We start from the raw sequence: 21,994 nt of genomic DNA on the forward strand, positions 1-21,994 counted from the left end.
ATCGCCGGTTTTCCGACTGATCTTTTTATTATTAACTGGTTACCATTTTTTGGCGAATCCGAAAACCCCCTTATTTTCAATAGGTTTTGCTATCTTTCGATAGGTGGTTCTCAATATTTGGTAGTGTGTTTGACTGCACCGCCTACATGAGCCTTTTGCATGTAGGTCTATTTTGATGGGCAAATTATTGTATATGCCCTGTGCTTTGGATTGCCCCCTTTTCATACGGCGCAGTGGCTTTATATAGTGTGTCGCACCACGGCCCATGGGATTTCAAAGTAATGATGGCGAATTGGCACCTTTCAAACGACGAACCTGACAGCCCTGATAGCGACATCGGGTTGGCAACGAAGCCGCGTGAAAAGACAAAGCGGCCACCGATGTACAAAGTGATGATCCTCAATGATGACTTCACACCAATGGAATTTGTTGTGCACGTGCTTGAACGGTTTTTTGGTCTTAACCACGCACAGGCGTTTGAATTGATGTTGACCGTCCACAAAAAAGGGCTGGCTGTTGTGGGTGTTTTCAGTCACGAGGTGGCGGAAACAAAAGTGACGCATGTGATGGAATTCGCGCAGCGTTACCAACACCCGCTGCAATGCACAATGGAAAAGGAATAGGCTCCGGCCGCACTCTTGATGTCACGACTTTCACTTGCCATAGACGCGGGCTTCGTACCGCTGCCCGATGAGGGCACAATCGCGGTTTGGGGCCCATCCGCGGATGCAGACTTAACTGCGCTGCCTCAGGACCGCGTTTTCATTATTCAGCCGTTCAAGCCCGACCATGATGCTTGGGCTACGCGCGGATACATCGTTAGCCCTCTGCCTGAGGGCAGGTTTGCCCACAGCATTGTATTTCTGCCGCGCGCCAAAGACGCGATCCGCGCGCGGCTCGCCGATGCGGCCGCACGAACTGACGGGGCAGTCAGCGTTGATGGCCTGAAAGTTGAGGGCGTTGAGAGCGTTTTTCGCGATCTTCGCAAGATGTGTGATGTGACGTCGGCATTTTCCAAGCAGCACGGCAAAGCTTTCACAATTTCAGCGGGTGCAGACCTAAGCGCGTGGGCAATAGATGATCCGATGCAGGATGGGCCTGATGGCTTTAAAACCAGTGTCGGTGTATTTTCTGCAGGCGCGGTTGATAAAGGCAGTGCAGCACTTGCCGCAGCTTTACCTGCGAAATTGCCTGCTAAAATTATAGACATGGGTTCTGGCTGGGGGTGGTTGTCGGCGCAGATTTTGAAGCGTGATAACGTTGCCCACCTTGATATGGTTGAGGCAGACCACGCGGCACATTTATGCGCCGCTCATAATGTTACTGATGAGCGCGCGCATTTGCATTGGGCGGATGCAACGCGGTTTAAGCCAGAAAAAGCGCTGTACGATGCAGTTATTTCCAACCCACCGTTTCATACATCACGCACTGCAGATCCGGCAATCGGTCGCGCATTTCTCGCGGCAGGAGCATCGGTGTTGCACCCCGGTGGGCAAATGTGGATCGTTGCGAACAGGCATCTGCCCTATGAAGGGACGCTGTCTGAGCTGTTTGCGGACGTCAAAGAAATTGCAGGCGACGCAAGCTTCAAAGTGCTACACGCCCGCAAGCCGCGCCGCCGCCGGTAAACCAAGTTAGGAAGCATCTGATGTCTTTTTCCATTGCGGGCAAAACTGCTATTGTGACCGGTGCTGCCAACGGGGTTGGCCTTGCGATTGGTCGCCACTTTCTGTCCATGGGCGCTAATGTCGTATTCGCGGATATGAACGAGGAAAAGCTGGTTGCCGAGGTTGGGGCGGACGATAGCGCGGAGCCGAAGTTTATCACGTTCTCGGGTGATCTGCGCGAAAAGCTGACAATTGCGAACCTGTTGTCTGCTACGTTGGATCATTTCGATCAGGTCGATATTTTGGTGAACGGCTCACGTCAGGTCCTTGAGTCTGATCCGTTTGACCCCGCAGCCGATCAAGTTGAAACACTGTTGCAGCAAAACCTGATGACGTCGCTTCGCCTCACGCAGGCTATTTCGAAACGCATGATGAAACAGGCCGAAACTGCGGCGGAAGATGCGCCTGCGGGCTCCATCGTAAACCTAAGCTCAATTGCGGCAAATCGCACCCAGCCCGAATTGCTTGCCTATTCCGTGAGTTCTGCAGCGTTGAACCAAATGACGCGTTCTATGGCGGTTGCATTGGCGCCGCACCGCATTCGCGTTAATGCAGTTGCTTTCGGTTCAGTTATGTCGGCTAGCCTCAAAGACACGCTGAAAGACAATGAAGAATACCGCGAAGACATCAAAGAACACACACCCCTACACCGGATTGCCGGGCCGTCCGAGGTGGCTGACGCGGTGCAATATTTGGCCTCAGATGCTTCAAGCTTTGTGACGGGTGAAGTGATTACGGTTGACGGTGGCCGGTCGCTTGTTGATGCAGCGCGCGCGCCAGCCCACTAGTTTTGCCAAACATATCATAAAACGATGTTGCGAAGAGCGGCCCAAATCTAGGCAAGTCGCAAAACACATGCTAGTAAAGTGTCAACTAAAGAGGACAGTTTGCATGACCGAAGATTTTGACAGCCGCAAGGCGCTCGCCGCAGCGTGGTTTCGTGAGTTACGTGATCAAATCGTTGCAGCGTTTGAAGACCTTGAGGCGTCACACACAACAGGGCCGTTCTCAGATATGGCGCCCGGTTCGTTTGAAGTAACGGAAACAACACGGGCATCCGATGACGGTTCTGATGCAGGTGGCGGCCTGATGAGCGTTATGCGCGGTGGGCGCGTATTTGAAAAAGTGGGCGTCAACGTCAGTACGGTTTTCGGCACGTTGGCTCCACGTGCACAGGCCGCGATGGCTGCGCGCAAAGGTATTCCGGGTATGGCGGATGATCCGCGGTTCTGGGCCAGCGGGATTAGCCTTGTGGCACACATGCGCAACCCCCAAGCACCCGCAGTTCACATGAACACACGGATGTTTTGGACGCCTCATGCGTGGTGGTTTGGGGGCGGGTCTGACCTGAACCCTTGTCTTGAGTTTGATGAAGATACGGCGCATTTTCACGCAACCCAAGAACAGCATTTGGCCCCACATGGTGCGGATTTATATCCGCGCCTAAAGGAGTGGGCTGATGAGTATTTCTACATCCCGCACCGTCATCGTGCCCGCGGCGTTGGCGGCATTTTCATGGATGATCACAACACTGGTGATTGGGAGGCAGATTTTGCTTTGACCCAAGACATCGGTCGTGCCTTTTTGCCCGCTTATGTGCCGCTTGTTGAAAAGCGCCGTACAGCAGATTTTAATGAGGCCGATAAAGACGCGCAACTCATTCACCGTGGACTCTATGCGGAGTACAATCTTGTGTATGATCGCGGCACTAAGTTTGGTCTTGAGACAGGTCACGACGCCAACGCGGTGTTGATGTCCCTGCCGCCTTTGGCGAAGTGGGTCTAGACGTCGGTCCACCGCTTGTAAGTTCACAAAATACAAAAGGCCGCGCAAATGAATGCGCGGCCTTTTTAGTTAATCTGATGAAACTGGTTAGCTGCGTTTTTCGCGAACTGTGTCGATCATCAGTTGTACGTTTTCGGGATCAGCATCCGGTGTGATGCCGTGACCAAGATTGAAAACATGTGGCCCGCCTTTGAAGGCATCAACGATGGCGCGTGTTTCATCAACAAGTGCTTGGCCGCCGGTGACCATATGGCTTGAGGCGAGGTTACCCTGAACGCAGCCATCAATTTGAACATTGCGCGCGGCCCACTCGGCGCTGACGGAGTTGTCGAGGGCGACACAGTCTGCGCCCGTTGCTTTTGCAAAGCCGATGTACCCATCACCTGCTTCGCGAGGGAAGGCGATGATCGGTGTGGTGGGGTGTTTTGCCTTGAGTGCTGTGATGATCTTGATTGCGGGGGCAAGGGCGTACTTCTGGAAGTCGTCACCCTTAAGCGAGCCTGCCCAGCTGTCGAACAGTTTCACGACTTCTGCGCCGGCTTCGATTTGCATCGACAGATACGCGATGGTTGCGTCCGTCAGACGGTCAATCAGCGCTTCAAACAGCGGGCGGTTCTCAGCAATCAGCTGATGTGCTGGCCCTTGGTCAGGAGTGCCGCGACCTGCGATCATATATGTGGCAACGGTCCAAGGTGCGCCCGCAAAGCCGATCAGTGCAGTCTCTTCTGGTAGTTCACGTGCAAGAATCTTTACGGTCTCGTAAATTGGCGCAAGGTGATCGTGAACATCATCTGCGCTTTTGATTTTGGCAAAGTCCGCGTCGGTTGTGATGGTGGAAAGGCGGGGGCCTTCGCCGGTGACAAACCAAAGATCAGCTCCAAGTGCTTCGGGGATTAGCAAAATGTCGGCGAAAAGAATCGCAGCATCAAAGCCGTAACGGCGGATTGGCTGAAGCGTTACTTCCGCGGCCAATTCCGGATTGTAGCAAAGTGATAGAAAATCACCGGCCTGTGCACGGGTGGCGCGATACTCTGGCAGGTAGCGCCCTGCTTGGCGCATCATCCAGATCGGAGGCGTCTCAAGCGTTTCGCCCGCAAGGCTTTGCAGCAATTTCTTTGGCTTTGTCATGGTGATGCTGTCCTTCATCGGAATTTCCTTGCTTCGGGCGCGCCGAACTAGACGCTTGGTATCACGGGACTTTTCTTGCGAAAAGATATTTTGCTTTTTGAATGTGGCCAGTTAAGGTTCTCGGGGTTGAGGAATGGCCACTCAACTTATAGACACCTATTGTGTCAACAAAAGTGGACAATGTAAATTATGACTCTACCTTCTCTCGATGCACCGCTGAAAATCGGCACTCGTGGTTCGCCGCTGGCACTCGCGCAGGCTTATGAAACTCGGCAAAGGTTGATGACGGCCTTTGATCTGCCTGAGGGTGCTTTTGAGATTGTTGTGATCAAAACAACCGGTGACCGCATTTTGGACCGGCCTTTGAAAGAAATCGGCGGTAAGGGTCTTTTTACCCGCGAGATTGAAGACGATCTGCTGTCTGGCGCGATTGATATTGCAGTCCATTCGATGAAAGACATGCCCGTTGCGCAGCCAGACGGGCTTGCGCTGACGACTTATTTGCCCCGCGAAGATGTGCGTGATGCGTTTGTGTCTTTGGATGGCGGCAAGCTTGCTGATCTGCGCGAGGGGGCTGTGGTCGGCACGTCATCCCTGCGACGCAAAGCGCAGCTTTTGAATTATCGTCCTGATCTGGAAATCGTCGAATTTCGCGGAAACGTTCAAACGCGATTGAAAAAGTTGAAAGACGGCGTGGCTGAAGCAACTTTCCTTGCCATGGCCGGGTTGAACAGGTTGGCAATGGACGAGGTGCCACGCACCGCGATTGAGGCTGAAGAAATGCTTCCTGCGGTGGCTCAGGGCTGTATCGGTATTGAGCAACGTTTGGGTGATGACCGCGTCAGCGAGATGCTTAGCGCCATCAACGATACCCTTTCAACCCAACGTCTTGCGGCGGAGCGCGCCTTTTTGGGTGCTCTTGATGGATCTTGCGAAACGCCAATTGGCGGATTGGCCACAATTGATGGCGATACTCTGACCTTGCGCGGTGAAATTCTGCGCGTTGATGGTTCTGAAGTGCTTAGTGATGAGCAAACCTGTTCTGTGGCTGATGGCGCAAAGCTGGGCGTTGAAATGGCCCGTAAGTTGCGCAGTCAAGCGGACGATGACTTCTTCAGCTGGCTGAATTAATCCGCCGGGGCCGGTGGAATCACCTTGCCGGGGTTGAGGATGTTATTTGGGTCGAGCGCCGTTTTCAGGGTGCGCATCATCGCAAGGGCCGCGGGGTCTTTGCGTCGCGACATCGTATCAAGCTTTGAGATCCCAATCCCATGTTCGGCCGAAAAGCTGCCCTGAACTTCAACGACGCAATCCTCAATCGCCTCAATCATGGATTTATGCACGGCCTCATCGTGAGTTGTGGGCCACACTGCATAATGCACATTGCCGTCGCCCAAGTGTGAGACGATCATGGGTTGTGCGCCGGGATCAATCTGCTGCATCCGCGCATCGGCGAGCCTGATAAAGCGGCTGACATCGTCAAGCGCGACGGAAACATCTGTGTTGACCAGTGGTTTGTGGCTTAGAAGAACCTCGCCCGCTGCCTCGCGCCGCTCCCACATTTGGCGGCGTTGCGCCTCGTTTTGTGCAATTACGGCATCCAACACCTGACCGGTTTCCACCATTCGGCCCAATACATCCTCAAGATACGACGTGATCGGAACAGACCCGTCAGGCTGTACGTCTGCATCACGCGGCGCCGTAGCTCCTACTTCGCACAGGATATTGATCTGGTGTGGCGCATCGAATGGCTCACCGCCCCCGTGGTTTTTCATATGCGCCTCAACATACGGGCGCGTCATATATTCAAATGCTTCAACACCGCCGCCTGTTGCCTGCTGAAGGTTGTTCAGAAGGCGCAAAGCATCATCAAGGTCAGGCACCGCTAGCATGGCGGTGGCATAGGCCAACGGTTTCGGGGCCAGCTTCATAACGGCGGCAGTAATAATTCCAAGAGTACCTTCCGCACCGATCATCAAGTGCTTGAGGTTGATACCAGAGTTGTCTTTATGAAGCGCGCCCATCAGGTCCATGATCTCGCCTTGGGGGGTGACAACCTCAAGACCAAGGCAAAGATCACGGGTGTTGCCGTACCGCAAAACGTTTGAGCCGCCTGCGTTGGTCGATAGCATTCCACCGATCATCGCGCTGCCTTTGGCTCCAAATGTCATTGGAAACACAAGGTTCAAGCCGTCGGCTGCATCATGCAGTTGGGACATTATCACGCCAGCCTCAACAACTGCCACGCGTGCGTCGGCCCGCATTTCGCGGATTTTGTTGAGCCGGTCGAGCGATAGCATCACGGCCCCTTCAGCATGGGTTCCACCATTTAGGCCGGTATTGCCACTCACGGGTACGATTGCGGTTTTGTTTTCGTTCGCCCATTTGACCAGTGCCGCAACTTCTGCGGTATTTGCAGGACGGACCAATGCAAGAGGCTCCCAGCTATACCAGCCGACCCAGTCGCTGGAATAGGCGGCCAGATCCTTGCCGGTGGTCACATAATTTTCGCCAACAATGCTTTGCAATTCAGAAATCATGGTCATCCCCTTCGTTGAAGGCAATTTGCACGAGTTTGCGGGTTGACGCCATGGGGTGCCGTCGATAAATCAGCCGCCAGTGGCGCGGTAGCTCAGTTGGTTAGAGCGATCGACTCATAATCGATAGGTCGGGAGTTCAAGTCTCCCCCACGCCACCATTTTTACTCATCATGTTTGGTAATAGTCGCGGTACCAGCGCACGAATTCCTCAACGCCTTGCTCAACGCTTGTTTGAGGTTGGTATCCGGTCAGGTCTTTCAGCAATTGCGCGTTTGCCCATGTCGCCGGCACGTCGCCGGCCTGCATGTCCATCATGTTGAGTTTTGCAGTTTTTCCAGTAGCTTTTTCAATGGCCGCGATGAAATCCATCAGTTTGACTGGCTCCGAGTTGCCTACATTCACCGCCCGCCATGGCGCAACTGGCGACAGGCTGTCAGTTTGGGCAATATCTTTGCTACGTTCAGGGGCTGCTTCAATAAGTAAACGGATAGCTTCGACCAGATCGCTCACATAGGTGAAATCGCGGCTCATTTCGCCGTGGTTGTACACATCAATCGGCTCACCGGCCAAAATGTTGCGTGTGAACTTGTACAACGCCATGTCTGGCCGCCCCCAAGGACCGTAAACGGTGAAAAAGCGGAACATTGTGATGGGCAGGTTAAACAGATGAGCGTAGCTGTGGGCCATCGCTTCGTTTGCCTTTTTAGTGGCCGCATAGAATGACATCTGCGTATCTGCCTTGTCGGTCTCTGAATAAGGCATTTGCGTGTTGGCACCGTAGACGGAACTGGTGGAGGCAAGCAGCATATGTGCGGGCGGAAAGGCGCGGCCCGCTTCCAACAGCTCGTGAGTGCCGATTAGATTGGACTGAACATAACTGCGCGGATTGTCGATTGAATAGCGAACACCTGCTTGAGCCGCGAGATGCACGACCACATCGGGGCGGTACTTTTCAAAAAGGCTATGCAGCACCTGCTGGTCCTCAAGCCTGTCTTCACAGGCCGTGAACCCTTCGCTTTGCAGTAAAATTTGATGTCTGCGCTCTTTCAGGGCAACGTCATAGTAATCAGTCATGGCGTCTAGACCGATCACGCGAAATCCGTCGCGCAGCAGTCTTTGGCACAGGTGAAAGCCGATGAAACCCGCCGAGCCAGTTACCAAAGCGGTTCTTTGTTCAGTCATCGAAGTGCCTCACTCTTGTCATTATCGCTGAGTATCGTGCGCAAATAAGTCAAAAGTTAGAGCGGAACGCGGCCAATTTTGCACCGCTTCCCCGCGCATTGTTTTGACGAGTTAGACCAATGAGCGTCAGGAGTAGTTAATTGCGCATAGCGATGATTGGAACCGGCTATGTCGGGCTTGTTTCGGGGATATGTTTCTCGGATTTTGGGCATGACGTAGTCTGTGTGGATAAGGACCCCGCCAAGATTGAGCAGCTAAATGCGGGTCACGTCCCAATATTTGAGCCTGGCCTTGAAGCGCTGATGACGAAAAATGTTGCGGCTGGTCGGCTGTCTTTCACCCTTGATCTGGCCAGTGCCATGAAGGGTGCCGATGCGGTGTTTATTGCCGTTGGTACACCGACCCGTCGGGGCGACGGACACGCGGATCTGAGATATGTATATGCCGCCGCAGAAGAGGTTGCGCATCTGATCGAAGACTACACGGTGGTGGTGACCAAATCGACAGTCCCCGTTGGTACAAACCGTCAGGTTAAACAGATTATCCGCAAAGCAAATAAAGCCGCGTTGTTCGATGTGGCATCAAACCCAGAGTTCTTGCGTGAGGGGGCGGCAATTGATGATTTTATGCGCCCAGATCGAGTCGTGGTTGGGGTGCAAAACGAACGTGCCGCAGATGTGATGGCTGAAATCTACCGGCCCCTTTTTCTGAGGGATTTTCCAATTGTGACCACGGATTTGGAAAGCGCAGAGATGATCAAATACGCCGCTAACGCCTTTCTCGCCACCAAGATCACATTCATCAATGAGATTGCCGCACTGTGTGAAAAAGTTGGTGCGGATGTGAAAGAGGTCTCGAAGGGTATGGGCCTTGATGGGCGGATCGGCAATAGATTCCTACACGCAGGACCGGGCTATGGCGGATCTTGTTTTCCCAAAGATACCAAGGCGTTGGCGCGTATTGGCCAAGAACATGCTGTGCCAATGCAGATCACGGAAACGGTCATCAAGGTGAATGAAGAGATCAAGCGCGGCATGATTGAGAAGCTTCTCACCCTTTGTGATGGCAGCTTTAACGGTAAAACCATCGCCGTTCTGGGGGTCACGTTCAAACCCAACACAGACGACATGCGTGATGCGCCCAGCCTTACCATTGTGCCTGCCTTAGTGGGCGCAGGGGCCAAAGTGATTGTCACCGATCCGCAAGGCAACCATGAGGGCGAAACGCTTTTGCCGGGTGTGGTGTGGGCCGAGGACGCATATAAGGCCGTGCAGAAAGCTGATTTGTGTGTTTTGTTAACCGAGTGGAATGAATTTCGTGCGCTAGATTTGAACCGGATTGCACGGCGTATGAACACGCCGCGGTTCGCAGATTTGCGCAATGTTTATTCGGAAAAAGATTTGAAACGGGCAGGATTTGAAAGTTATGCGTTCGTGGGTCGCTAAGGCGCTTGTGGCATTGGGTTTGACCGCGCAACCGGCAACGGCGGAATGCGTAGTTCTGTTACATGGGTTGGCGCGCAGCGATACGTCGCTTGCGGTGCTTGAGGGTGTTTTGCGGACGCAGGGCTATCACACAGTTAACCCCGGCTACCCCTCGCGCCAATTACCAATTGAGGAATTGGTCGCCCAAACGCTTGGCCCTGCAGTTGCCGAGTGTGGGGATCGCAAGGTGCATTTTGTCACCCACTCAATGGGTGGAATTCTTGTGCGCGCCTATCTTGAAAAAACACGTCCGGCCAATCTTGGGCGTGTTGTCATGCTTGCGCCCCCAAATCAGGGGTCAGAGTTGGTTGATACCTTTGGCGATCTGGTTCCTTTTGAATGGCTCAATGGTCCTGCTGGTCGTCAACTTGGCACCAATGACGGCAGCGTTCCCAGCCAATTAGGTGGCGTTGATTATCCTGTTGGCATCATTGCGGGCAATGTCCCGCTTGGCGCACTTGGTGCTGTTTTGATCGACGGGCCCCATGATGGTAAAGTGTCTGTAGAAAGCACGAAATTGGCGGGCATGCGTTCTCACATCACATTGCCAGTTAGCCATACGTTTATGATGAATAACCCGATCGTGATCGCCTATACGCTACGGTTCCTGCGCGAAGAAAAGTTTGGCGAAAAGATCGATCTTGCGGCGGCGGTGCAGATGATTGGTGACCCTTTGATCAATTCCCAGAACTGATTTTCTCAAACTGCCAACGCATAACTTGAGTAGTCACACGGTTGGCTTCCAGAGTAACGGATGGATAGTCTGAATTGTTCAGCGCGTCTGGCCACCTTTGCGGCTCAAGCGCCAGAGCAGCGCGCGGCATTGGCCCATCTACATTCAATGAGATACCATCATAGACCTGCAGGCCCACGTCCGTGCTCCATAAGTGCAAGGCTTTGTCGCCGCTACGCAGCACCGCGACTTCGCGCAAGGGGGACGTCTGTTGTGATAAGCAAAAGTTGTTATCGACAGAAGTATCTCCAATCGGCCTTGGCGTGCGAAAATCAAACTCAGTTCCCGCAACTTCTGCAATGCCCGTGGGCAGACTGTTTTCTGAGGTCAGGTATTGATCTGCGCGAACCTCAAGTGAGTGATCATCAATTGTTGGCGCCCCAGTTAGGTTCCAATACCCATGATGCGTTACGGCAACGGGTGTTCGTGCGTCGCTTGTGACCACGATGGCAAGTTCAATACGGTTGCCTGCAATGGCGTAGGTCGCAGTTACGGTTTTGTTGCCGGGAAAACCACCCAAACCGTCAGGGTCTTTCAGCATAAACGTGACGCACCGCTCTGTGCTGTCCACAATATCCCACACACGATTGTGCCAGCCATAAGGGCCGCTGTGCAAAGTGTTCCCGCCGCTTGATGGATCGAACTTCAGGTCCTTTCCGTCGAATATTGCGCGTGCGCCGCCGATGCGGTTTGCCACTGGTCCGATGACGCAACCCACCATGTTGCTGGGGGCCAGATACGAGCCAAGATCATCAAACCCAAGGGTGAGGTTTTGTGCATCGTCGTTCAGGTAGACTGATTGTAGCGTCGCCCCAAAAGTCAGAAAACTTGCAGATAACGCATCATTGGCGAGAGTGATTTTATGGACTTCGGTGCCGTCTGGCATTGTGTCAAAGCTTACAATTTCTGCCATATTACACCTGCTGTGGGTATCTCATTCCCATCAATTGTGACGCTGTGTGGATTGTAGTTGAACCAAAACCGATGGGTATCTGTGTCGCGAACACGCACACCTGCTGGCATTTTATGGGGCGTCACAAACATCTGGATCACACGGTCAAACCCTGCCTCATCAAGCCATGCGCCCAGGTAGAACAGGCCACTGCTTCCGACCAGCACGGGCTGGTTGTCGATCGTTTCAATGTACGTTTCGGCGTCACCTGTGATGTGCTCAAACCAGTGGCGCGCGGTACCGCCGCCTTTCAGGTCAAACTTCGCAGTGGGCGGAATGCTTTCGGTGATCCGCACAGTGACATCAAGTCCCTCAACATTTGGGCCCATCGGTGTTGGGATGGTCAGATTGATGTCCTTGGTATCGGTCCGCGGCCCCAAAATGATGGGCGTTTCGGTGCTTTGCAGTATCTTGCGCAGCCCGTCGGGAATAGTCATCAGACCAGGCGCGAAAACGGCACTGTAGCCATCAAGCGAGGGGGCGTCCGGCGGTAGGATATCTACGTTTTGGCCCGCGCGCCGCAAGGCGCGGTACATGTCGAAGACAAGTCTGAAATAATCAAAATCAGCGCCCTGTGGTTGTGCAAACCACGCCCACGCCGAGGCATAATCAAATATGATCGCCACATCGCCTTTCGCAGTCTTGGGATCAGGCATCGCCTTAATTTCGTTCGCAACTTGGCGTGCCTCACTGAGGGCGGGTGCATCGGTGCTGTCAGGATGCAGCAAGCCTGCATGCATTTGCTCTTGAGCAAAAGGCGCCTGTCGCCAGCGGAAATAGCACACGGTTTCAGCACCATGCGCAAAGGCTTCCCATGCCCATAAACGGGCCATTCCATCAAGAGGGGCAGGGTTGTAGGGGGCCCAATTTACTGGACCAGGTTGTTGTTCCATGATCCACATACGCCCGCGCCCTACCGCGCGGTATAGATCGTGGTGAAAGGCCTGAAAGTCCGGATCACCTTGGCGCAAAAAATGCTGTTTGTGTGCGTCGCTTGCTTCAAGACGGTCTGACAGAAAGCCAATCGGGTAGCTGTCCCATGATGCAATATCGAGGTCCGCCCCCACACCGAAATGATCAAACTCCACAATACGCCCCATGTAATTGTGGATCAGTGGCGCATCTGTATGACCGCGTAAAATATCGGTCTGAACCTTGTTAAAGGCCACAACCATGTCTGAGCTATACCGCATGAAATCGAGCTGGTGGATGTGGCCTGGTTCGGTCACCGTTAGGTTAGGCAGATCGATCTCAGAGAAATCATCATATTCCATCGACCAAAAGACGTTGCCCCATGCCTTATTCAGGGCTGTGATGTCGCCGTAGCGCGCTGCGAGCCAGTTTTGAAAGCCACTTCGCGCCGCATCGGAGTAGGATACGACAGTATCATGACAGCCGTATTCGTTGTCGGTCTGCCATGCGTGGATGAAGTTGTTTGACCCGTAGCGTTCAGCCAAATCGCGGGTGATCCGGCCCGCTTCTGCGCGGTATGGCAAATGCGAAAAGCAGTAGTGCCTGCGCGAGCCAAATTTGCGGGGCTGCCCTTGTGCGTCAATTGCCAGCATGTCGGGATATTTGTTCAGTACCCATTTGGGAGGCGTCGCTGTGGGGGTGCCCAACACAACTTTCAGGCCAGCACGGCCCAAAATCTCAATGGCGTCATCCAACCAGTCCCAGTGAAATTCACTTTCGCGCGGCTCAATCCGTGACCAAGCAAATTCGCCGATCCGGACCCAGCTCAGGCCTGCCTCGACCATCCGTTGTGCATCATCCTCCCAGATGCTGCGGTCCCAGTGTTCGGGATAATAGCAGGTGCCAAGGGTGCGGGGCTGTATAGGGGTCATACTTTTACTTGATGCTCCAACTGGGGCGATACGTTGAGCGGCTTGAAGAAAGTCTTGCCACCGTCGGTCTCTGTCACATCAACGGCAGCGCTGGTCGCAAAGAGCCCTTGATCAGACAACGCAGGGCAGCTGACTTGGCTGGCACTGAACTCATGCGCCTCAATGAAATCTCCCGTTGGATCATAGACGGCGACCCGTGACGCACCCCATTGCGCTACCCACAAATTGCCGTTGGTGTCCGTGACTGCACCATCTGGGTTGAGGCCTTGGGCCGTCAGATCAAGGTGTACGGCAGGCGCGCCATTGGGCCACCCTGCATCATCAAGGGGGACACGCATGATCTGTTTTGTCGCCGTGTCCGTGAAATAGGCGCAGGATTTATCAGGTGCAAAGCAGATGGCGTTGCTGATCGTGATGTCCGTAAACAGGCGGTGCAGCCTGCCTTCGAACAGGCGGTAAATACTACCCGCTTTGGGCTGCGCCTTCTTACCCATCGTGCCAATCCAAAAGCCCCCCCAAGGATCAGCGCGCCCATCGTTTGAACGGTTATCAGGTAAATCGGCTTCCAGTTCGGTGACATTTTCACGCACGTCCGTTTCCAGATCAAACGTGAACAAAGCCGTTTCGGACGCAATCAACAGCTGCGTTTCAGACATCCAACCTGCGACCGAGACGTGCTCACTAAACTGCCATGTCTTGGTGCTCGAGTACAGGGCTTTTCCCAAAATATCGAACCAGAACAGCTCCTGTCGCAACGGGTGCCACAAAGGCCCTTCGCCAAGCGCGCAGGCCCGTTCATCAAAGATCATTTATGACCTCATCATAGGCGGTAACAATCGCCGCTGCGTTTTTCGCGATGGTGTCTGTGCTCATTCCCGGCTTGTAGATGCCAGAACCGATGCCAAACCCGTCAGCGCTTGCTGCGATCCATTCTGCGAAATTATCTGGTCCTGCGCCGCCTACGGCGTAAACCTTTGTGCCTTGGGGCAAAATTGCGCGGATTGCTTTTAGGCCGCCGATCCCCGCCATGTTACCGGGGAAAAGTTTTAATCCGGTGGCCCCTGCTTCAAGGGCCGCAAAACATTCGGTCGGCGTAAAGGCCCCAGGCCAGGATTGTAGCCCAAGTGCGACCGTATGTGCGATGACGTCTGGGTTTGTGTTGGGCGAAACGATGAGCTTTCCACCTACGTCAGCGACCGCGTCCGCTTGTGCTTTGCTTAGAACAGTGCCGGCCCCGATAAGCGCCTGTTGGCCGTGCGCATCCACCATTGCCTTGATCGCCCCGATGGGGTCGGGGCTGTTCATTGGCACCTCAATAGTGGTGATGCCTGCTTCGAGAATAACTGACGCGGCTTCCGCGGCTTGCTCTGTGGGAATGCCCCGCAAAATAGCAATGATAGGACGGCTCATGTGATGCCTTTCAACTTCTTGTAGCCTGCTGTCAGGCCTGCAACGGTCATCGCGACGGGATCTGTTTCCGTCACAGGAACGCCTTGGCCTCGTAGGGCGGTCGTGTAGTGGCTGGCGAGTGGCGCGCTGCCGACGATGGCTACGTTTTGACCTAGCCAATAGGGTTTTGTCGCGGCAAGCTCTGCCCCGATCAGCAGTCCAGAAAGTCGTGCACGGCCTGTGTCTTGTGCGGTGTCCTCAAGAAGCTGGCTGGCGCGAATGTTGAACAAGCGCGCGGCCAATGCTTCAGGCCGCGACATCGCTGTGCTTAGGCCCTCTTCAAATGCTGCATCGCTCCAACCTTCGGAGGTGACGGAGTGCGCCAAAACGCTTTGCTCGCTGATAAGGCCAAATAATTCGCCGGTCATGAGGGTCTGAAAACTGACCACTTCGCCTGCACTCACATGGACCCATTTCGTATGCGTTCCGGGCAAACAAATGACACCATCCCAGTCTTTGTTAAGCGCGAGAAAACCTGCGATTTGCGTTTCTTCACCGCGCATCACATCGGCGGGACTGGTTTGCTTTATGCCCGACAAAATATGCATTTGCAGCCGCGCGTCTTGGGTCGGAACTTTTACGATGCCCTCGCCCAACGGCTCGCAGGGCACGGTGCTATAGGGTGCCTCCATCCAGCCTTGGCGCGCACCGACCATCCCACACGCAATGGCAATTGTGGGTCCGTTCAGCCATGTGCTGACCAGCGCCATCAACGCGTCTTCAAACTGATCGCGGGCAAGCAGGTTCATGCCGTTGGTGCTGGTTGCTTCACGCACTGCACGACCGTTTGCGTTCATCCCCCAAACCCGCAGGTTCGAGGTGCCCCAATCAATTGCGATCCACTCTACGTCGGTCATCCGGTTGTTACCACGCCGCCGTCGATCACCATTGCCTGACCTGTCATCATTTTGGAGGCATCGGAGGCCATAAAGAGGCACGCGCCGGTGATGTCATCCGGGGCGAGGGGGGTTTTTAGGCACTGCCGGTCGATGTGCGCGGCAAGCGCTTCTTCTGTCACCCACAGGTCTTTTTGTTTCTGTGTCAGTACCCAACCTGGCGCCACAGCGTTTACGCGGATGTTGTCGGGGCCAAACTCACGGGCGAGGCTTCTGGTCATGCCATTGATGCCAGAGTTTGCAGTTGTGTAGATCGGGTATCCCGCGTTGCCCATCATGTAACTGATGGAACTGAAGTTGATGATCGATCCACCGTTTTTGGCCATCAGAGCCGCGGCGTGTTGGCACGCAAAGAAATAGGCCTTGAGGTTGACCGAGATCATCCAATCCCAAAAGTCAGGCGTCACTTCGGCTGTGCTGTGACGTTGGTCATTTGCGGCGTTGTTAATCAAACAGCGTAGTGGCCCATGTGCCGCAACTGCCTGATCCATCGTAGCCTTCAGGTGGTCCGTATCTGTGATGTCACCTTGCAAAAACAATGGGCGTGTTCCGTGCTTTTGCTCCATCGCGTCGCAAAACGCGCTTGCGTCTTCGCGGCCAATAAAGGCCACTTTTGCACCTTGGGACAGGAACGCATCCGTGAGTGCCGCACCGATGCCAGATCCGCCGCCTGTGACATAAACGCTGGCGTCTTTTAGGTCATGAAATGTGGGGTGCATTAGTGGCTCTCCCTTGTGACGAGGCGAGTGTCCTTGCCGACCAAGAAGTCAAGGTCAGCGCCTTTGTCCGCCTGTAAAACAGTATCGATATAAAGTTTGGCATACCCGCGTGTATAGTGAGGTTCCTCTGGTTGCCAATCTGCACGGCGGGCTGCCAGTTCGTCTTCACTGACCAGCAACTCTAACACACCGCCACTTGCACTTACGCGAATACGGTCGCCTGTTTTTACCAGCGCCAAAGTCCCGCCCGCATTCGCTTCGGGACTAACGTGCAAAATAACAGTGCCGTAAGCAGTGCCTGACATACGCGCATCGCTAACACGGATCATATCGCGCACGCCTTGTTGAACGAGCACTTTTGGAATTGGCATGTTGCCGACCTCAGGCATCCCCGGATAGCCCTTCGGACCACAGCCCTTTAGCACCAAGATAGTATCCGGCGTGACAGGCAAATCATCGCGGTCAATATTTGCTTTCAAGTCTTCGATATTTTCAAAAACATACGCTTCGCCTTCGTGTTCAAGCAATGCATCGGTGGCTGCTGAAGGCTTCACGATTGCTCCGTTGGGCGCCAGATTGCCGCGCAACACTCGCAGGCCCGCAGCTGGCTTCACGGGGTCGTCGAAGGTTTTGATAACGTCTGTGTTGTAGTTTTCTGCGCCCTGCGCATAGGCCGAAATGTCCCCGCCAAGCACCGTTTTGGCAGATCGTATGTGAGAGCCGAGTTCAGACAGAACCGCAGGCATTCCGCCCGCGTAACAGAAGTCTTCCATCAAGTATTTGCCAGACGGCATGCAGTTGACCAACAGGGGAATTTCACCACCGATCTCAAAATCATCCAAGCTTAGATCAACGCCCACACGCCCCGCAATTGCCAGAAGGTGCACGACTGCGTTTGTGGAACCACCCACTGCGGCATTGGCAAGGATCGCATTTTCAAACGCTTCTTTGGTCAAAATATCGGACGGCTTTAGGTCTTCATCGACCATCTCCACAATTCGTTTGCCCGTCATATGCGCCAGCGCCATGCGGCGCGCGTCCACAGCAGGCAGGGCTGCGTTGGTCGGAAGGGACATGCCCATCGCCTCAACAAGTGATGCCATCGTGCTGGCTGTGCCCATGGTCATGCACACGCCTTTGCTGCGCGACATACCAGACTCGGCGTTCATGAAGTCTTGCAAAGTCATATCACCTGCGCGCACGGCTTCCGAGAATTTCCACACATCCGTTCCAGAGCCGATGTCGGAGCCTTTGTATTTCCCGTTCAGCATCGGCCCCGAGGACACGACAATTGAGGGGAGGTCCACAGATGCCGCACCCATCAACTGGCCCGGTGTTGTCTTGTCACAGCCGCCCAGCAATACGACACCGTCGATGCCGTAAGCGCGGATGGATTCCTCTACGTCCATGGCAAGAAGGTTGCGGAACAGCATTGCAGTGGGCTTCATCTGTGTCTCGCCGAGACTCATCACTGGAAACTCGACAGGAAAACCACCCGCTTCCCAAACGCCGCGCTTTACGCCCTCAGCCAAGTCGCGAAGGCCCGAGTTACATGGTGTGAGCTCTGACCATGTGTTGCAAATCCCGATGATTGGACGGCCATCAAATGCGTGGTCTGGAAACCCCTGATTTTTCATCCACGACCGGTGAATGAAGCCGTCTTTGTCGAGTTTGCCGTACCAATGGGACGAGCGGCGGGGCTTTTTGTCAGTCATAGTTTTGTTCCTTCCAGTACCCACATGGTCTCTGGGAAATTCCATGGCAAGGTGACGCCGTAGTTCATTAGGTAGGCTCCGGAAAATTCCATAGGTTCGGTTTTGATGCGCTGATCCCCGCGCGATAGTGCAGGTGCTGTGGGGCCATTCATCAGTTGGATGCGGTAGCGTGCCGTTGGGTCAAGACGTGTCAGGCGAAGTGGGCGCGGGGCAATTTGCGCGCTTGTGTCTGCTTTGCCGGCAAACACAACAAAGCGGCTATGATCTTCGGCAAGTTGCTGTTCTGCGATGACCGCCGGATCGGCGCTGTCGAGGCGCAAAATATCTGCGCGTTGCATCCAGTCGCGGTTCGCTTTCCACCAGCTTGTGACTTCGCGCAGAACCCGCTCTTCACGATCGTCCAGTTCACGGGGGTCCATTTCAAAGCCCATGTGGCGCTGTGCGGCGACCCACGCGCGCATCGAGATATCAATGCTGCGACCTGACGTGTGACATTTGCGCGGACCAACGTGACTTCCTGTTACGGACAGTGGCAGGAAAAGGGCGGCGTTATGCTGAATTTTGAGCCGCTCAAGCGCATCGTTGCTGTCTGACAGCCAGACACGCTGGGTGCGCTTTAGGATACCCATGTCTATACGGCCCCCACCTGAGGCGCAGCTCTCAATCTCGACCTGCGGGAAATCGTGGCGCAAGCGGTCAATCAGGGCATATGAGCCGCGTGTTTGTGCGGCGTCAGGGGCGGGGAGTACACGGTTATGGTCCCATTTGATGTAGTCCACATCGTGGTCACGCAAGATTGCGGACATGCGGTCATAAAGGAAATCGCGCACTTCGGGCAGCGCCATGTTGAGGGCTTTTTGCTGCCTGCCAAGGGTCTGATCCTCGCTGCCCAACGCCCAGTGTGGATTGGCGCGGTGGATATCGCTGTCGGGGTTAATCATCTCAGGTTCAAACCAGATGCCGAACGTCATTCCTTCGGCGTGCACATGATCTATTAGCGGGCCTAAACCATCGGGGTATTTGCGCGGATCGACTTGCCAATCGGACAGGGACGTCGTGTCGTCGTCGCGCCGACCAAACCAACCGTCATCCAACACGAAACGCTCTGCGCCCAGATTGGCCGCCTTGGAAGCGATGTCTTTGAGGACGTCCAATTTGTGATCAAAGTAGACAGCTTCCCAACAGTTGTAATGCACAGGCCGCGCGATTTGACCCTTTGGCCACGTCACAATCTGATCGCGGGTATGGCGTTGAAATGCTGTGGCGCATCCGTTCAATCCGTGGCCTGAAAACGTTGCATAAAGTGTTGCGGTCTCAAAGCGGGTGGCGGCTTCTGTTTCCATTCGCGCCGCGTGGCCGAACTGGATTTGACGCCGCCCATCGGGCAGTTCCTCGGCGATCATTTTGTGTCCGCCGGACCAGCCATAGTGAAAGCCATACGCCTCGCCGTTGGTATTTGTGGCACCTTCGCAGGGCACGATTAGACCCGGGAAGTGTTCGTGACCTGTGCGGCCCGTCCGGTTCTCACGGTAGCGCATACCGGCAGACCATGCCGTACGGTTAAGCTGGAATTCACCGCACCAACGGCCTGCAAAATCGATCATCTCACTGGCGTTTTGTGGGGCGGGAAAGACTGGCGCGGACAGCCAATGCAAATGGATCGAGCGATCCGCTTCAAGAATGTGCTTGGCGGTGATGATATGCGTTTGAGGGTTGATCGCGTAAATGGCGGTCAGGGTGAGGCGGTTCTCATCATCGCGAAAACTTAGGGTTAGCCCGCCATCAGTCTCCGCTTTTTCAAAGCAGAACTTTGGTAATAAAGGTGTACCGTCTGTATCACGACAAATCAGGCCGGGCTGGCCGGGAAATGTGCGCGATGCTTCGGGGCAAATTGACAAATCCGGGTTCTCATCCAGCATGCCGCCCGTCACATCAAGCTGATAGGCCGCTTGGAGCGTTTCCAGATCCTCATCCGCAGGCAGAGGCGCGCCCCAATAGATCACTTGGGGCAGCCGCGCGCCCTTGGTTGCCAGAACCAATGTCTGACGTGCATCGTCTAGTCGCCAATGGTGCATGCTATTTGACAGCTCCGAGAGTTAGCCCCGCGATGAAGTGCTTTTGCATCAAGAAAAACATCGCGACAGGAGGTAGTGCAGCAACAATAGAGCCGGCGCTCATCAGGTGGTATGCCGCACGATATTGAGAGTTAAAGCTGGTGATCCCCGCAGTGACAGGTTGTGCGTCTGGACCTTGTGTCAACACAACTGCCCAGAAGTAATCATTCCAGATGAAGGTAAAAATCAACACAGACAAAGCCGCCAAGGCGGGCTTCATTAAGGGCAAAACAACAAACCAGAAAATACGCCACTCTGCAATCCCCTCAACGCGGGCGGCTTCGATTAACTCATATGGCAGGGCTTTGATGAAGTTGCGCATAAACAAAGTGCAAAAGCCTGTTTGGAACGCGATGTGAAAAAGGACCAAACCGACTTTGGTGTCATAAAGCCCAAGGTTCACGGAAATGTCGCGCACCGGCACCATCAAGATTTGGAACGGTACAAAGTTGCCTGCGATGAACAAAAAGAAGATCGCGAGGTTGCCTTTGAAACGGTACACCCCAAGCGCAAACCCAGTCATGCTTGAAAGAGCAACCGCGCCAATCACGGTAGGAACAGTGATCAACACAGAGTTGATCATGTAGCGAGGCATATCGCTTTCGAAGAAAACTTTGCCGTAGTTCGTGAATAGCTCAAAGGATGTTGGCAGCCCCCAGTAGTTGCCGTTTGTAAAGTCGGCAGACGGTTTGATAGAAAACGTCGCCACCGCGATCAGCGGCAAAAGCCAGATTAGCAGAACGATTGGCAGAAGGCCTTGGTACGTCAATTGCCACGTACGCGATGTCTTTTCGATTGGGGTCGGAAACATTAGCGGCCTCCTCTTTCATCTTGGTACATCGACCACAAAAAGTAGACGATAAAGAACAGCATGATGAAGAAAAGGACCACGGCAATTGCCGCGCCGTATCCCATGCGGAAGCCGAACTCCGACAGAGATTCCTCGTACATGTAAAAACTCAAGACGCGGGTTGAACCGAAAGGGCCGCCGTTGGTCATAACACTGATCAAATCAAATGAACGCAGCGCGCCGATGATGGTTACAACAAAGGCGATGAACGTCGCGGGTTTCAGCTGGGGCAACACCACGTGCCACAGCATGCGGTGACCCTTTGCGCCATCAAGTCGCGCGGCTTCAATCTGTTCGGGGTCTACCGCGTTCAGGCCAGTAAGATACAAAATCATGCAATAGGCAGTCTGCGGCCATAAACCGGCAGCGATAATACCATAAGTGGCTGTTGATGGATCACCCAAGATATTGACAGGGCCTGCGCCGACCACGGCGAGAATTGCGTTCAGTAATCCTTCGCGGGGAAGGTAGAACCACGAAAAGACAAGACCGACAACCACTTGGCTCAACACGAACGGAAAGAAAAAGAGTGATTTATAAAGCCTTATGCCGCGTACTTTTTGGTTGAGCAGCAAGGCGATCGACAGACCTGCGGGAATAGCTAGCAAGTACAAAAAGAGCCATTTCAAGTTGTTCCAAAAGGAGGTCTCAAACTTGCGGTCACCACCCAGAAGGCGCTCGTAGTTAGCCGTACCTACCCATACTTTTTCGCCCAATCCGTCCCACTCATGAAATGAAATCCAGAACGACTGAAAGATTGGGTAGATGACGTAGAATGCAAAGAAAAACATCCCCGGCAGCAAAAACAGCCATGGGGTTACTGCGATCTCGTTACGCTTGTACCAGCTGCGTTGTGGTTGCGATGTGGGGTCGGGCAAGGCCGTCATGTTGGTCGCCTCCGGGCTGGGTCGGTCACCTTATACGAAAAGCCGATTG

General features: G+C 54.2%; 20 protein-coding genes and 1 tRNA gene. 8 read left to right on the forward strand and 13 right to left on the reverse strand.

The annotated features are described in order from the left end of the window. Positions 1 to 281 precede the first annotated feature (281 nt). The 4 genes from clpS (at position 282) to hemF (ending at position 3,452) form a co-directional block, all read left to right on the forward strand. On the forward strand, positions 282 to 623 hold the full coding sequence (gene clpS, locus NIG5292_RS07450) for an ATP-dependent Clp protease adapter ClpS (protein WP_048598896.1): 342 nt from the start codon (positions 282 to 284) through the stop codon (positions 621 to 623). Between the two features lie 18 nt (positions 624 to 641). After that, positions 642 to 1,628 carry a class I SAM-dependent methyltransferase gene (locus NIG5292_RS07455; RefSeq protein ID WP_048598897.1) on the forward strand — a complete coding sequence of 329 codons (987 nt, stop codon included), beginning with the start codon at positions 642 to 644 and terminating at the stop codon, positions 1,626 to 1,628. A 20-nt stretch (positions 1,629 to 1,648) separates the two neighbouring features. Continuing rightward, positions 1,649 to 2,455, forward strand: coding sequence for an SDR family NAD(P)-dependent oxidoreductase (locus tag NIG5292_RS07460; protein WP_048598898.1), 807 nt, complete (start codon positions 1,649 to 1,651; stop codon positions 2,453 to 2,455). Positions 2,456 to 2,558: 103 nt separating this feature from the next. Beyond that, positions 2,559 to 3,452: an oxygen-dependent coproporphyrinogen oxidase gene (gene hemF / locus NIG5292_RS07465; protein ID WP_048598899.1), complete on the forward strand. Its 894-nt coding sequence runs from the start codon at positions 2,559 to 2,561 to the stop codon at positions 3,450 to 3,452. Positions 3,453 to 3,539: 87 nt separating this feature from the next. On the opposite strand, the gene hemE is transcribed toward hemF, so the two are convergent. After that, the gene (gene hemE, locus NIG5292_RS07470) at positions 3,540 to 4,580 is read right to left on the reverse strand and encodes a uroporphyrinogen decarboxylase (RefSeq protein WP_048598981.1); all 1,041 of its coding nucleotides are present in this window, start codon (positions 4,578 to 4,580) and stop codon (positions 3,540 to 3,542) included. 189 nt (positions 4,581 to 4,769) lie between these two features. Between hemE and hemC the strand changes: the two genes are divergently transcribed. Beyond that, positions 4,770 to 5,711: a hydroxymethylbilane synthase gene (hemC, locus tag NIG5292_RS07475; RefSeq protein ID WP_048598900.1), complete on the forward strand. Its 942-nt coding sequence runs from the start codon at positions 4,770 to 4,772 to the stop codon at positions 5,709 to 5,711. Here hemC and NIG5292_RS07480 read toward each other — a convergent pair. After that, on the reverse strand, positions 5,708 to 7,126 hold the full coding sequence (locus NIG5292_RS07480; RefSeq protein WP_048598901.1) for an FAD-binding oxidoreductase: 1,419 nt from the start codon (positions 7,124 to 7,126) through the stop codon (positions 5,708 to 5,710). The two genes, hemC and NIG5292_RS07480, sit on opposite strands and share 4 nt — an antisense overlap. A 75-nt stretch (positions 7,127 to 7,201) precedes the next feature. On the opposite strand from NIG5292_RS07480, the gene NIG5292_RS07485 reads away from it, so the two are divergent. Continuing rightward, positions 7,202 to 7,278: transfer RNA gene (locus NIG5292_RS07485), tRNA-Met, on the forward strand. Between the two features lie 10 nt (positions 7,279 to 7,288). On the opposite strand, the gene NIG5292_RS07490 is transcribed toward NIG5292_RS07485, so the two are convergent. Beyond that, positions 7,289 to 8,302, reverse strand: coding sequence for a GDP-mannose 4,6-dehydratase (locus tag NIG5292_RS07490; RefSeq protein ID WP_048598902.1), 1,014 nt, complete (start codon positions 8,300 to 8,302; stop codon positions 7,289 to 7,291). Between the two features lie 140 nt (positions 8,303 to 8,442). Here NIG5292_RS07490 and NIG5292_RS07495 point away from each other — a divergent pair, with 140 nt between their 5' ends. Next, entirely contained in the window at positions 8,443 to 9,747 is a 1,305-nt protein-coding gene (locus tag NIG5292_RS07495; protein ID WP_048598903.1) for a UDP-glucose dehydrogenase family protein, read from the forward strand. Further along, a complete protein-coding gene (locus tag NIG5292_RS07500) occupies positions 9,728 to 10,480 on the forward strand; it encodes an alpha/beta fold hydrolase (RefSeq protein ID WP_048598904.1) in 753 nt (250 codons plus the stop codon). The genes NIG5292_RS07495 and NIG5292_RS07500 overlap by 20 nt, the downstream gene beginning before the upstream one ends. Here the strand turns inward: NIG5292_RS07500 and NIG5292_RS07505 are convergent. The 10 genes from NIG5292_RS07505 to NIG5292_RS07550 are packed head-to-tail and all read right to left on the reverse strand — an operon-like array spanning position 10,464 to position 21,945. Next, complete coding sequence (locus NIG5292_RS07505; protein ID WP_048598905.1) at positions 10,464 to 11,432, reverse strand: aldose epimerase family protein; 969 nt, start codon at positions 11,430 to 11,432, stop codon at positions 10,464 to 10,466. The genes NIG5292_RS07500 and NIG5292_RS07505 overlap by 17 nt on opposite strands. Next, positions 11,417 to 13,315 (reverse strand): beta-galactosidase, encoded by a 1,899-nt coding sequence (locus tag NIG5292_RS07510; protein ID WP_048598906.1) that lies wholly within the window; start codon positions 13,313 to 13,315, stop codon positions 11,417 to 11,419. The genes NIG5292_RS07505 and NIG5292_RS07510 overlap by 16 nt, the downstream gene beginning before the upstream one ends. Continuing rightward, positions 13,312 to 14,124 (reverse strand): SMP-30/gluconolactonase/LRE family protein, encoded by an 813-nt coding sequence (locus NIG5292_RS07515; RefSeq protein WP_048598907.1) that lies wholly within the window; start codon positions 14,122 to 14,124, stop codon positions 13,312 to 13,314. The genes NIG5292_RS07510 and NIG5292_RS07515 overlap by 4 nt, the downstream gene beginning before the upstream one ends. Then, a complete protein-coding gene (locus tag NIG5292_RS07520; RefSeq protein ID WP_048598908.1) occupies positions 14,114 to 14,725 on the reverse strand; it encodes a 2-dehydro-3-deoxy-6-phosphogalactonate aldolase in 612 nt (203 codons plus the stop codon). Before NIG5292_RS07520 ends, NIG5292_RS07515 begins: the two co-directional genes overlap by 11 nt. Continuing rightward, positions 14,722 to 15,621 (reverse strand): 2-dehydro-3-deoxygalactonokinase, encoded by a 900-nt coding sequence (locus NIG5292_RS07525; protein WP_048598909.1) that lies wholly within the window; start codon positions 15,619 to 15,621, stop codon positions 14,722 to 14,724. Before NIG5292_RS07525 ends, NIG5292_RS07520 begins: the two co-directional genes overlap by 4 nt. Continuing rightward, the gene (locus NIG5292_RS07530) at positions 15,618 to 16,379 is read right to left on the reverse strand and encodes an SDR family NAD(P)-dependent oxidoreductase (protein WP_048598910.1); all 762 of its coding nucleotides are present in this window, start codon (positions 16,377 to 16,379) and stop codon (positions 15,618 to 15,620) included. Before NIG5292_RS07530 ends, NIG5292_RS07525 begins: the two co-directional genes overlap by 4 nt. Next, positions 16,379 to 18,094, reverse strand: a complete 1,716-nt coding sequence (locus NIG5292_RS07535) for an IlvD/Edd family dehydratase (protein WP_048598911.1) — start codon at positions 18,092 to 18,094, stop codon at positions 16,379 to 16,381. The genes NIG5292_RS07530 and NIG5292_RS07535 overlap by 1 nt, the downstream gene beginning before the upstream one ends. Further along, positions 18,091 to 20,169 (reverse strand): alpha-galactosidase, encoded by a 2,079-nt coding sequence (locus NIG5292_RS07540; RefSeq protein WP_048598912.1) that lies wholly within the window; start codon positions 20,167 to 20,169, stop codon positions 18,091 to 18,093. Before NIG5292_RS07540 ends, NIG5292_RS07535 begins: the two co-directional genes overlap by 4 nt. Position 20,170: 1 nt before the next feature. Then, complete coding sequence (locus NIG5292_RS07545; RefSeq protein ID WP_048598913.1) at positions 20,171 to 21,019, reverse strand: carbohydrate ABC transporter permease; 849 nt, start codon at positions 21,017 to 21,019, stop codon at positions 20,171 to 20,173. Next, positions 21,019 to 21,945, reverse strand: a complete 927-nt coding sequence (locus tag NIG5292_RS07550; protein WP_048598914.1) for a carbohydrate ABC transporter permease — start codon at positions 21,943 to 21,945, stop codon at positions 21,019 to 21,021. The genes NIG5292_RS07545 and NIG5292_RS07550 overlap by 1 nt, the downstream gene beginning before the upstream one ends. Positions 21,946 to 21,994 lie beyond the last annotated feature (49 nt).

Source organism: Nereida ignava, assembly GCF_001049735.1.
Taxonomy (GTDB): domain Bacteria; phylum Pseudomonadota; class Alphaproteobacteria; order Rhodobacterales; family Rhodobacteraceae; genus Nereida; species Nereida ignava.

Excerpts from the sequence above, each read along its gene's own strand:
- NIG5292_RS07505 (WP_048598905.1), bottom strand. The coding sequence starts at position 11,432 with ATGGCAGAAATTGTAAGCTTTGACACAATGCCAGACGGCACCGAAGTC.
- NIG5292_RS07550 (WP_048598914.1), bottom strand. The coding sequence starts at position 21,945 with ATGACGGCCTTGCCCGACCCCACATCGCAACCACAACGCAGCTGGTAC.
- NIG5292_RS07520 (WP_048598908.1), bottom strand. The coding sequence starts at position 14,725 with ATGAGCCGTCCTATCATTGCTATTTTGCGGGGCATTCCCACAGAGCAA.
- NIG5292_RS07500 (WP_048598904.1), top strand. The coding sequence starts at position 9,728 with ATGCGTTCGTGGGTCGCTAAGGCGCTTGTGGCATTGGGTTTGACCGCG.
- hemE (WP_048598981.1), bottom strand. The coding sequence starts at position 4,580 with ATGACAAAGCCAAAGAAATTGCTGCAAAGCCTTGCGGGCGAAACGCTT.
- NIG5292_RS07525 (WP_048598909.1), bottom strand. The coding sequence starts at position 15,621 with ATGACCGACGTAGAGTGGATCGCAATTGATTGGGGCACCTCGAACCTG.
- clpS (WP_048598896.1), top strand. The coding sequence starts at position 282 with ATGATGGCGAATTGGCACCTTTCAAACGACGAACCTGACAGCCCTGAT.
- NIG5292_RS07490 (WP_048598902.1), bottom strand. The coding sequence starts at position 8,302 with ATGACTGAACAAAGAACCGCTTTGGTAACTGGCTCGGCGGGTTTCATC.
- NIG5292_RS07540 (WP_048598912.1), bottom strand. The coding sequence starts at position 20,169 with ATGCACCATTGGCGACTAGACGATGCACGTCAGACATTGGTTCTGGCA.
- NIG5292_RS07535 (WP_048598911.1), bottom strand. The coding sequence starts at position 18,094 with ATGACTGACAAAAAGCCCCGCCGCTCGTCCCATTGGTACGGCAAACTC.
- NIG5292_RS07480 (WP_048598901.1), bottom strand. The coding sequence starts at position 7,126 with ATGACCATGATTTCTGAATTGCAAAGCATTGTTGGCGAAAATTATGTG.
- NIG5292_RS07510 (WP_048598906.1), bottom strand. The coding sequence starts at position 13,315 with ATGACCCCTATACAGCCCCGCACCCTTGGCACCTGCTATTATCCCGAA.
- NIG5292_RS07545 (WP_048598913.1), bottom strand. The coding sequence starts at position 21,019 with ATGTTTCCGACCCCAATCGAAAAGACATCGCGTACGTGGCAATTGACG.
- NIG5292_RS07530 (WP_048598910.1), bottom strand. The coding sequence starts at position 16,379 with ATGCACCCCACATTTCATGACCTAAAAGACGCCAGCGTTTATGTCACA.
- NIG5292_RS07460 (WP_048598898.1), top strand. The coding sequence starts at position 1,649 with ATGTCTTTTTCCATTGCGGGCAAAACTGCTATTGTGACCGGTGCTGCC.
- NIG5292_RS07455 (WP_048598897.1), top strand. The coding sequence starts at position 642 with ATGTCACGACTTTCACTTGCCATAGACGCGGGCTTCGTACCGCTGCCC.
- hemC (WP_048598900.1), top strand. The coding sequence starts at position 4,770 with ATGACTCTACCTTCTCTCGATGCACCGCTGAAAATCGGCACTCGTGGT.
- NIG5292_RS07515 (WP_048598907.1), bottom strand. The coding sequence starts at position 14,124 with ATGATCTTTGATGAACGGGCCTGCGCGCTTGGCGAAGGGCCTTTGTGG.
- hemF (WP_048598899.1), top strand. The coding sequence starts at position 2,559 with ATGACCGAAGATTTTGACAGCCGCAAGGCGCTCGCCGCAGCGTGGTTT.